General features: G+C 74.3%; 8 protein-coding genes. 2 read left to right on the forward strand and 6 right to left on the reverse strand.

Annotation, left to right across the window (positions count from 1 at the left end; all coding sequences use genetic code 11):
• Positions 1–2: 2 nt before the first annotated feature.
• Genes ACGFMP_RS34635 through ACGFMP_RS34645 form a run of 3 tightly spaced genes read right to left on the reverse strand, consistent with a single transcriptional unit; the run spans position 3 to position 3,561 of the window.
• Complete coding sequence (locus ACGFMP_RS34635; protein ID WP_393677679.1) at positions 3–1,559, reverse strand: FAD-dependent oxidoreductase; 1,557 nt, start codon at positions 1,557–1,559, stop codon at positions 3–5.
• Positions 1,556–2,287 (reverse strand): class I SAM-dependent methyltransferase, encoded by a 732-nt coding sequence (locus tag ACGFMP_RS34640; protein WP_393677680.1) that lies wholly within the window; start codon positions 2,285–2,287, stop codon positions 1,556–1,558. Before ACGFMP_RS34640 ends, ACGFMP_RS34635 begins: the two co-directional genes overlap by 4 nt.
• Before the next feature lie 56 nt (positions 2,288–2,343).
• Complete coding sequence (locus ACGFMP_RS34645) at positions 2,344–3,561, reverse strand: lycopene cyclase family protein (RefSeq protein WP_393677681.1); 1,218 nt, start codon at positions 3,559–3,561, stop codon at positions 2,344–2,346.
• A 349-nt stretch (positions 3,562–3,910) separates the two neighbouring features.
• Between ACGFMP_RS34645 and ACGFMP_RS34650 the strand changes: the two genes are divergently transcribed.
• Both ACGFMP_RS34650 and ACGFMP_RS34655 read left to right on the forward strand, forming a co-directional pair.
• The gene (locus tag ACGFMP_RS34650) at positions 3,911–4,126 is read left to right on the forward strand and encodes a hypothetical protein (RefSeq protein WP_393677682.1); all 216 of its coding nucleotides are present in this window, start codon (positions 3,911–3,913) and stop codon (positions 4,124–4,126) included.
• Positions 4,123–4,560, forward strand: a complete 438-nt coding sequence (locus tag ACGFMP_RS34655; protein ID WP_393677683.1) for a hypothetical protein — start codon at positions 4,123–4,125, stop codon at positions 4,558–4,560. Before ACGFMP_RS34650 ends, ACGFMP_RS34655 begins: the two co-directional genes overlap by 4 nt.
• Before the next feature lie 66 nt (positions 4,561–4,626).
• Here the strand turns inward: ACGFMP_RS34655 and ACGFMP_RS34660 are convergent, their stop codons facing one another.
• From ACGFMP_RS34660 to ACGFMP_RS34670, 3 genes are all read right to left on the reverse strand, one after another.
• Positions 4,627–8,181, reverse strand: coding sequence for a ricin-type beta-trefoil lectin domain protein (locus ACGFMP_RS34660; protein WP_393677684.1), 3,555 nt, complete (start codon positions 8,179–8,181; stop codon positions 4,627–4,629).
• Between the two features lie 268 nt (positions 8,182–8,449).
• Positions 8,450–9,382: a hypothetical protein gene (locus ACGFMP_RS34665; protein ID WP_393677685.1), complete on the reverse strand. Its 933-nt coding sequence runs from the start codon at positions 9,380–9,382 to the stop codon at positions 8,450–8,452.
• A gap of 75 nt (positions 9,383–9,457) precedes the next feature.
• On the reverse strand, positions 9,458–9,742 hold the full coding sequence (locus ACGFMP_RS34670) for a hypothetical protein (RefSeq protein ID WP_393677686.1): 285 nt from the start codon (positions 9,740–9,742) through the stop codon (positions 9,458–9,460).
• Between the last annotated feature and the right edge of the window lie 214 nt (positions 9,743–9,956).

A 9,956-nucleotide genomic window follows, 5' to 3' on the forward strand; every position in this document is an offset into this window, starting at 1 on the left:
GGTCAGGACCGCACGAGCCCGGCGAGCGAGCGCAGAACGGCGGAGCGGCCGCGCCGCGGCACCGTCCACAGCGTCTGCCCGCGCACACCCCATCGCTCCAGCAGGGCGTTGGCCGCCAGGAAGCCCGTGGTGGCCGCGCGTTCCATGAGGGCCACCGGCAGATCGGTGCGCACCGCGTCGCCCGCCACGACCACCGCAGGGTCGCTGGTGCGCACGGTGGGCCGGTCGCGGTGACCGCCGACCGGGAAGAGCGGGCAGTCCGCCCGCCACACGTGCCGGGCGTCCACCGTGCGGGCGTGCCGGATCTCCGGGTAGACCCGGCGCAGTTCCGCGGCCAGCCGCTCCTGGACGGCCCCTTGGTCCGCTGACGGGCAGGCGTAGGCGTGCATCTCCACCACGGAGCCGCCGGTCCGTGCCGCCCAGCGGGCCGCCTCCCCCTCCCAGCGCTCCAGGACGCTGACGTTGTCCAGCGGCCCGTAGCCGCTGGTGCCCAGGAAGCCGGGCCGGTCGGCGGCCACCGGGCGGTCCAGCCACAGCCGGGACACCAGGAAGGGCGGGGCGGTGCGCAGCCGGGCAACGCGGCCGCGCCAGTCGGCGTCGCACAACCGCGGTGACATCGAGGCCAGCCGGTGCAGCCCGCCGCTGTCGAGGGCCAGCACCACCGCGTCGTAGCGCAGGGACCGCCCGTCGGCGCGGACGCCGGGTCCGCCGGGCGCGGACGACACGCTCTCCACCTCCGTGCCGGTCCGCACCTCCACACCGTGCCCGGCCAGGTAGCGGCCCAACGGCTCCCACAGGGCCTGCGGGTAGGGCTCGTCGGGCACGTCGAAGAGCAGTCCCTCGCTGGATCCGAGGAAGTAGATGTGGAACATCAGCGCCAGCTCCGCGGCGGACAATTCCGCCGGGTCGGCGAAGAAGCTGCGGGAGAACACCGTGAAGGCGGCCTGCCGAGCCGACTCGGGAAAGCGGACGCGGGAGAGGAAGTCGGCCGCGCTGACGCTGTCGAGTTGTCCGTAGACGGCCGGCACCCGCACGTCGAGCAGCGGCATCGCCGCCCGCGGATTCATCCGCAGCAGATCGCGCGGGCCGAATGCCGGGCTGAGGGTGACGAAGCCCATGGCGCTCCACGGCGGGGTGCGCGGCACCCGGGCGAAGCTGTCGTGCAGCCCGCTGCTGTGCAGCAGGGGGTAGTCAGGGAGCGGGGTGAGCATGCCCAGGCCCGGGTCGGCCCGCCGCAACAGTCCGCGCAGGTTGTAGTACTGGCGGAAGAAGGCGTGGAAGCCGCGGCTCATCGTCACGGAGGAACCGTCCGCCAGCCGCTCCTTCCAGCCCGCAAGGCGCCCGCCGAGGGAGTCCTGCCGCTCGTAGACGGTGACGCGGACACCGCGTTCCGCCAGCGCCGTCGCGGCGGCCAGCCCCGCGATGCCGCCGCCCACCACCGCGACCCGCGGGCCGGGCGCAGCGCATCGCGGCCTGCCGGGCGGGCCCGCGACGACCTGCGCCTGCCGGTCCCGGCCCCGGCGGGGGACGCGGCCGGGCAGCGGCGCAGGCCCGCTCATCGCCCGCCCCCGCCGGCCGCGGGCGCCCGGCCCACCACGGTGTGGGCGATGCCTGTCTGCCATCCGGGCAGCGGCAGGACCCGTACGCCCGCGAAGCCCGCCCGCCGCAGCCGGTCGCCGAGGACGGCGGCGGTGTCGAACTCGACGACGCTGTCGTGCAGGTGACGGTAGAGGGCGCTGTCGCCGGTGAGCCGTCCGAGCGGTTGCACGATGCCTTTGCTGACCCCCGTCCACACCGCCAGGTGCCCCGCGTGCCCGCTGAGCGCGTACTCGTGTACCGCGAGCCGCCCGTCCCCGGCCAGGCAGCCGCGGACCGCGGCCAGCGTCCGGTCGGGGTCGGTGAGGTTGCGCACCAGGTAGGCGGCGAAAGCGGCGTGATAGGGCCGTTCGCCGAAGCCGCTCCCGGCGAGGTCCTCGACCGACGCGTGCACGAAGGACACGTTCGCGGGCCAGCGCCTGGCAGCGGCCCGCTCCAGCATGCCGGCCGAGGCGTCGACCGCGGTGATCCGCGCGTGCGGCGCGGCCGCGAGGAGCGCGGCGGTGGAGGAGCCCGTGCCGCAGCCGAGGTCGAGCACGCGCAACCCGGCGCCGCCGCCGGGCAGCCGCAGCCGCCGCGCCGACCGGCGCAGGTGCGCGTGGTAACCGGGGTCGAGCCGGGTGAGGCGGTCGTAGGTGCGGGCGCCGTGGTCGAACGCCGAGGAGAGTTCGCTGTCGCGGAGCAAGGGCATACGGGGCGTCTTCCTGTCCTGTGGGGCGTGGCGGGGCGGTGTACGCGCCGAGGGGTTCACGGGGTGCCGCGAGCCGGCGGGGCGGTCGGGCGGGGGTCGCGCCTGCGGCGCAGGGGCAGTTCGACGGCGCTGCGCAGCATGGGTGCCACCGGGGTGCTGCCCCCGATGCTCAGGTCCTCCCACAGCCGGGTGCGGCCGTCGAGGAAGCGGAGCAGGCGCGCCGTCGGCACCTCGCGGAAGAGCCCCGCGAAGAAGGCGGCGCCGTCCACCCGGCCGGTGTCGATCGCGCGCAGCAGGACGGCGTCCATCGCCCGTGACCGCCAGGAGTGGGCGGCCGGCGGCACCGGTGTACGGCCGGCAAGGACGGCTTCGGCCACCGCCTGCACCTGGCGCTGGACCGCCGCGAAGGTGTAGCCGGTGGAAGCGCGGGTGGCCCCGCCCGCCGTGCCGACGCGGAAGACCGACGCGCCGGACCTGCGCGGGAAGCGTCCGTCGGTCATCGGGATCACGCCCTGCTCCGCGCGGGTGACGCGGAAGCGCCCGAGCCCCAGGACCGACCCCGTGTAGCGCCCCAGCGCGGACTCGTACTGCGCGACGCCGAGCGCCCGGGCGGAGAACTCGGTGTACTCGACCAGGGCCCTGCGCGGTCCGAACGGCAGCACATAGCCGAACGACAGGCCGTGGGCGGGCTGGGCGGTGCGGAAGTCCATCAGATCGGCGACCGCGGCATCGAACACCGGCAGTTCCGTGGTGACGAACCAGCCGCGGAAGTGCTGCAACAGCGTGGTGCGCGCGGCCGGGAGGCGGGCCGGCGGGCGGGAGTCGAACACCCAGCGGGCGTGCACCTCCCAGGGCCGCCCCCTTTCCCGCCGCCCGTGCACCACGGCCCCGTGCGGGGTGTCCCGCACCGAGTCCACGACGGCCTCGACCCGCCGGAAGCCCGCGGACCGCGACAGCCCCGCGGTGACGAACCGTTCGAAGGCGCCGGAGCTGAGCATCTTGTACCGGAAGGGCGCGGGGTCCGACGTACTCGCCGATCCGTCCCGTCCGCGGACCCGCAGCAGGTCCCACGAGGCGCTGAGGACCCGGTCGTACGGTCCGCCCGGCGCCTCCCAGAAGCACCAGGTCCGCTCCGGCGGACGCAGCGGGCCCGGCGGTGCGTCCACGAGCACCACCGACGGCCGTGAGGCCCCCGGGGCGGGCGCGCACAGACGGTGGGCGAGCGAGAGCCCGGCAGCACCGGCGCCCACGATGACGACATCCGCGTCCGGCACCACGACCTCCTCGGCAGCCCTGCGGCTCCCCGACCTGACCGCCCGGGGCTGCCGCGATGCCGATACTTCCGCAGCCGCCCCCGGAGAGCGCGCACCCCGGGCGCGGCGCGCGGGAAGGAACCCGGACCGCGCGGTGCCCGCGCTCCTGACATGGCGTGATCCGGGCTCCTGCGCCGGGGCGGACGACGGACCGAGCCCCCTTTCCGGTGCTGCGCGCGAGGCGGCGCCCCGGACGGATGCGCACCGAATCGCTGCGGCTGTCCTGAATCCCTCGTTACGGGGTACGCGTCCGGTGACGAGCGGTCCGGGGCGCGCGGGGCGTACCGCGCCGTGTCGAGGTGACGAAGGGGTGACCGCCGTGTCGAGTGCACGCACGCACGTGGACGCCGGACGGCCGGCGCACACGCCGCGACCGCAAGAGCCGCTGGGCGAGCCGGTGCAGGATGCCGCACAGCGGCCGGCGGGGGAGAAGCAGGTCGCCGGGGCGGCGCCGCCGGCGCCCGAGCAGGCGATGGAGAACATCAGAGCCGATGTGGCCGAGATCAAGGAGAGTGCACACCGATGAGCAGCAAGCCGAATGACGAGCACGGCGCCGTGACCCCGAAGGAGTTGCGCGAGCACGTCGAGGAGATGCGCGCCGACCTCGGCGAGACGGTCGAGGGGCTGCCCGCCAAGACCGACCTCAAGGCGCATGCCGCGGAGGTCAGGGAACACGCCGCGGCCACGGCCGAGGAGCTGAAGTCCAAGGCCGTCCAGGCCGCGCACCTGGTGCAGGAGAAGGTGCCGGAGCCGGTGCAGGACAAGGCGGCCCAGGCCGCGGAGCAGGTGAAGGTGAAGGTGGCACAGGCCGGCGAGCTCTGGGAGGAGAAGGTGCCGGAGCCGGTGCGGCAGAAGGCGGCCCAGGGTACCCGGGTGGCGCGTGACAACCGCGGCACACTGCTGACCGCGGCGGGCGCCTTCGTCGTCCTGCTGATGTTCTGGCGGCGGAAGAAGGGGTGATCCCCGGGGTGGGGGAGTGGCAGCCCGGCCGTGGCCCCGGCGCGAGACGCGCCGGGGCCACGGGTTTCAGCGCAGGCGGAAGACCTGTGCCGCGGTGCCGTTGCAGTCGTAGAGCTGGAGCGCGTCGCCCTGCTGGCGCAGGCCGCCGGCGTCGTCGAGGCAGCGGCCGGACTGGGTGTTGAAGAGGGTGCCGTCCGCCCGGGTCGTCCAGGTCTGTGCACCGGTGCCGTTGCAGTCCCACAACCGGATCCGGGTGCCGTTGGCGGTGCCGCCCCCGGCCGCGTCCAGGCACTTGCCCAGGGCGTGCAGAGTACGGTCGCCGGGGGCCGACCAGCGCTGCGCGTCGGTGGAGTTGCAGCCCCACAGCTGTACGGGGGTCGTCGAGGCGGGGTCGGCGTTCGCCACGTCCGCACACAGGTCGCCGGGGCCGGTGAGCGGGCCCGGCGGGAGCTTCCACACCTGGGCGCCGCTGCCGTTGCAGTCGAAGAGCTGGAGTTGCACCGCGCCGGGCGTGGTGTTGTTGTCGGGGATGTCGAGGCAGCGCCCCGAGGCCGGGTTGAGCAGGCTGCCGTCGGTGCGGTGGGTCCAGGTCTGTGCCGCGGAACCGGTGCAGGCCGCCAGCGCGACGGTGGTGCGGTTGGCGGTGCCGCCGCCTGACGCGCTGACGCAACTGCCCAGCGTACGAAGGGTGGAGTCGGCCTGGAGCGCGAACTGCTGGCCGCCGGTGTGGTTGCAGTCCCACAGCTGAAGAGCGGTGCCGTCGGCCGCGGTGCCGCCCCTGGCGTCGAGGCAGCGGCCCGCGGACCCGATGACCTCGCCGGCGGCTGGGTTGGCCGTGGCGCTGCCGGTCAGCGCGACGGTGTGCGCGGAGTTCACCGGCAGCGCGGCGGTGGTGACGGTGACGGTGCGGCGTTGCGGGTTCCACGACCAGGCGGTCTCCGGCACCTGCGCGCCGTCGACGAGGACGGCGGTGGGCGCGGCGGAGTTCGACAGCCGCAGGGTGTACCCGCGAGCCGTCGGGGCGCCGGAGTAACCGCCGTTCTGCGCGCCGATGGTGAGAGTGCGCGCGGTGTCGTTCCAGGACAGCGGCGTGGTCGTCGACTGGCCCGAGGTGTAGCCGGTGCCCTCGCCCGCGTCGGAGTACAGCGAGAACGAGCCGCTGCCGCCCGCGGCCACGTTGACGGTCACCGCGGTCAGCGGCTGCTGGGCGTTGTCGGTGTAGTCGGTGCGGGTGGTCAGGATGCCGCCGCTCCTGATGAGGACGGGGAACTGCCCGAGCGGATCGGTGATCGTGACCGTGGCGGGGCCGGTGTAGGTGCGGCCGGTGAAGTAGTCGGTCCAGTTGCCCGGCGGTATCCACACCGACGCCGAGCCGTTGCCCGAGCTGTCGTTCGGCGTGGCGATCGGTGCCACCAGCACGTCGTCGCCGTAGAGGTACTGGCCCCGCGCCTGGTAAGCGGCCTCCTGCGCGGGATAGTCCAGGTACATCGGCCGGACGATGGGCACACCCGTGGTGCCGGCCTGGCGCGCCAGGGTGTAGGTGTACGGCACCAGGGACTCCCGCAGCCGCAGCGCCTGGGCGGCGGCGGTCGCGGCGGCACCGGTGTAGTTCCACGGCAGCCGGTCGCCGTGGTCGGAGTGCAGGCGGTCGATCGGCTGGAAGGCGCCGAACTGCAGCCAGCGCACGTACAGGTCGTCGGGCAGGTGGCCGCCGTGGAAGCTGCCGATGTCGTGGCTGACGTTGGACAGCCCCGCCGCGGCCTCGTCGGCGGTGAAGCGCACCTCGAAGCCGAGCATGTCCCATGTCGCGGGGGTGTCGCCGGTGAACTGCATGCTGTTGCGCCGCTCCGACCACGGTCCGAGCGCGTAGTTGCTGTCGTCGCCGCCTTGCTCCGACCCGCCGATGCGGGCGAAGGAGAAGCCGCGCAGCCCCTTGGCGGCCGCGTCGTCGGCGTACGCCTGGTTGATGAGGTTGTCGGGGGCGACGTGCGGGTCGCTCGCGGTGGAACCGCCGCAGCCGCCGCAGTAGTCCAGCCACCACTCCCGTACGCCCTGCTGCTCGAAGGGCTGGTGCAGGCCGAGGTAGGCCGAGAGCTGGGCGCTGTTCGACCAGTCGAAGCGGTAGGTGTTCCCGCTGTCGACGGTGAGTCCGCCGGCCGTGCTGTTGGCGCCGGCGAACCTGGGGTCGTCCCCGTTGATGCTCGGGTGGATGTTCATCGCGACGGAAAGGCCCTGCTGCTTGGTCCAGTTCACGAAGGCCTGCGGGTCGGGGAAGAGCGCCGCGTTCCAGTTCCAGCCGTTCCACTGGCTGGGCGACTTCCAGTCGGTGTCCACCACCAGCCAGTCGACGGGGGTGTTGTTGCTGCGGAAGGCGGGCAGCAGCGTGTTCTGGTAGTCCGAGGTGGAGTAGGCGTAGTAGCGCGAATACCAGACCCCGTAGGCCGATCGCGGCAGCAGGTCGCTGCTGCCGGTCAGGGCGTTGAGGTCGGACAGGCCCTGCTTGTAGTCCTGGCCATAGCCGAAGAAGTAGCCGTCCTGGTAGGGCGCGCTGCCGTGCGAGGGGCGGTCGGTGACGGTGTGCCCGCTGCCGAGCAGTGCGGAGCGGCTGTCGTCCAGCAGGTACCAGCCGTGCCGGTCGAGGATGCCGGGGTGTTCGGGGACCGGGAGCGTCCTGGGGTTGTCGAGGGTCCGCGACCAGCCGCCCAGGGTGTCGGTGGGCCCGGCGCCGTAGCCCGTGGTGGTCAGGTCGGTGCGGGCCGCGGGATAGGACGTCGTGGCGAGCGGGGTGACGGCGATGCTGTCGAGGTTGACGCGGCCGGTGTCACCCGCGTTCTGGACCAGTGCCACCGCGTCGGTCCCCGCGGTGAGGTGGACGGTCGCCGACGCGGTGGACCAGGTGTCCCAGGACGACGTCGCGGGCAGGCTCAGCGCCGGCCCGGCGGCGCCGTTCACCCGGGTGGACAGGGTGCCGGTACCGCCCGCCGCGTTGGAGTAGCGGACCTGCAGCCGGTAGTCGCCGGTGGCCGGCACCTGCGACACGTCCTGGCTGATGCCGCTGCCGGTCGCCTCGTAGCCGGCGACGAAGCCGCTGCCGGTGTGGCCGGTGTGGTCGTACGCCACCGCTCCGCGCCCGCTGAACAGCGCGTTCTCGGCCTCGCACGCGGTGCCCAGCGCGCAGTAGGACGGGAAGGCGGGCTGGGCCTGCACACCGGTCCCGGCCAGGGTGACCGTGGTGTTGGCGGAGGTGAAGGGCCCGCTGCCCTGCTTCCACCGCAGCGTCAGCGCGCTGGTCTTGATCTCCCGGTAACCGTCCGAGGTCACGCTGGTGGTGTACGCGGGCGGGGTGAAGGACCGGTTGACCGCGTTGAACGTGGCGCCGTCCTGGAACGCGCCGTCACCGGCGTACTCCAGCCGTATCAGCGTCGGGGTGAGGACCTGGAAGCGCGCGCTGCCGTCGGTGACGGACGCCTGCGCGGCGTCGGCCTCAGGTGCGCCGACGGCGACGGCGACCAGCGCCGAGGACAGCAGCGAGAGGCACGCCGCAAGGAGCAGCAGTGCGCGGTGTACGCCGCCGCCCCGTTCGCGGTGGCGGCGCGGCGTTCGTACGGAGCCAGGGTGCACTGGGACCTCCCGAGAGTCGCTGACATCGTTGTCGCACACGCGCCCGGGACGCCGGCTGCCTGTCCGCCGGGGTGGGGCGCGCGCCGGGTGCGCCGGAGGGGCCGCCGGTGTTCCTGCGGCCTGATCGCGGCTGCGGAATCCCCGGTCGACCCGTCGACAGACCGAGTGTCAACGCGCGACGCGTCCATGTCAACAAGGAGGTGGTGCCTGCCCTCCGGCCCCCCGCCGCGATGGCCCGCCGAGGGCGACGGCCGGGCAGCGCTCCCCGTCACGCTCCCGGCCGGGTGCCGTCGTACGCGCCGCCGGAGCCCCGCTCGCCATCCGCCCGCCGCCGGTACTCCGCGTGCCGAGTGCGCGCCGCCGCCACCGCCGCGCGCATCGCGGACTGCGCGTCCTCGTCCTGCGGGCCCGCCGCCTGCCGGGCGCGGTCGGGGCCAGAGCCCATCAGGGCCCGTACGCACGCGCAGGGCCGGTAGAAGATCCGCTCGTCCATCGGCTCGATGTCCCAGCGGGCCAACCGGTCGGCCACGGGGACGCAGCCGTGCCGCTCCGTCAGCTCCCGTACCCGGTCCAGACGGGTCAGCAGGTCGAACTCCCAGCGCAGCGAGCAGCGGACGCAGGCGGGTACGGAACTCTTGTCCGCCTCCACGAACTCGGCCAGCGCCGACCGCAGTTGCCCGGGGACAGCGGGACTCCGGCTGAGCCGTGCCAGCGCCTCGGCGACCACCTGGGGGTCGTCGAAGTCGACCCACTCGGCGACCGCCCGCGCGCTGCCCAGGACCTTCGCCTCCCCGTCTGCCCCCGGCCGCACCAACTCGACACGGTGGAGCAGGCGTTCCTCGCCGTGCAGGCCGAAGGCCCCGTCCTGCGGGTACGCCGCCCAGTCGAGGCGGTATTCCACCGGCCCGGCGGCGGGCCGGCGCGCCACCGGATAGGCGAGGACCCTTTCCCCCTCCCGCAGGGCGGTGTCCGTGACGTCCTCCCAGCCGGCTCCGGGCTCCACCGCCGTCCGGCAGTGCATCGCGACCACCCGGCAGGAATACCCGCGCACCCGCAGCAGCGCCGTGCCGGCAGCGTCCGATCCCGCCACGGGCTCGCGTACGGACGGCTCCGCAGGGTCGACGACGATCACCATCTGCCCGTGCCGCATGCCCACGGGCAGTTGCTCCTCGTACTCCAGCCTGAGCCGACCCCACTCCACCGCAAGCCCCCCGCCGCTCCGCCTCTCAGGGAGGACGTACCGCGGCTCGGCACGGTTCCTGACCCGGCCGCGCCGCTATGCGCTGGCCGTCACTTCGCCGGCCATGATCTGGGGAGGGTGGGGGAGCAGCGACGCGAGGTTGTCGCGGACGTAGTTCGACGCCCGCAGGGTCGACTCCTCGGTCCCCGCGCGGTCCTGGAAGACGCTGGTGGAGGCGACCACCCCGTTTCCCGCGTCGAGCCAGTAGAAGGCCACGAAGCCGGGGACCTTGCGGACGAGCGGTACGAAGCCCTCCTTGACGAAACGCGCCACCTCGGCCGGATCGGTCACGCCTTCATACCGCCGTACTACTGCGTACATGGCCGATCTCCTCGCGGGTCCGGGTGCGTCCTGTGCTGGGATGCCATACCCCAGCGGGGCCTGCGTCGCTCACCAGGTGTCCCGCAATCACCGGAAGGGGGGGGGGGGGGGGGGGGCCCGCCCCCCCCCCGCCGCCCCCCCCCCCCCCCCCCCCCCCCCCCCCCCCCGGGGGGGGGCGCGGGGGGCGCCCCCCCCCCGGGGGGGGCCGGGGGCG

The sequence above is a fragment of the Streptomyces sp. NPDC049040 genome, from assembly GCF_043197715.1.
Taxonomy (GTDB): domain Bacteria; phylum Actinomycetota; class Actinomycetes; order Streptomycetales; family Streptomycetaceae; genus Actinacidiphila.

What these genes read in the sequence shown, in the direction of transcription:
- ACGFMP_RS34635 (WP_393677679.1), bottom strand. Translation starts at nt 1,559, where the DNA reads ATGAGCGGGCCTGCGCCGCTGCCCGGCCGCGTCCCCCGCCGGGGCCGG.
- ACGFMP_RS34640 (WP_393677680.1), bottom strand. Translation starts at nt 2,287, where the DNA reads ATGCCCTTGCTCCGCGACAGCGAACTCTCCTCGGCGTTCGACCACGGC.
- ACGFMP_RS34655 (WP_393677683.1), top strand. Translation starts at nt 4,123, where the DNA reads ATGAGCAGCAAGCCGAATGACGAGCACGGCGCCGTGACCCCGAAGGAG.
- ACGFMP_RS34670 (WP_393677686.1), bottom strand. Translation starts at nt 9,742, where the DNA reads ATGTACGCAGTAGTACGGCGGTATGAAGGCGTGACCGATCCGGCCGAG.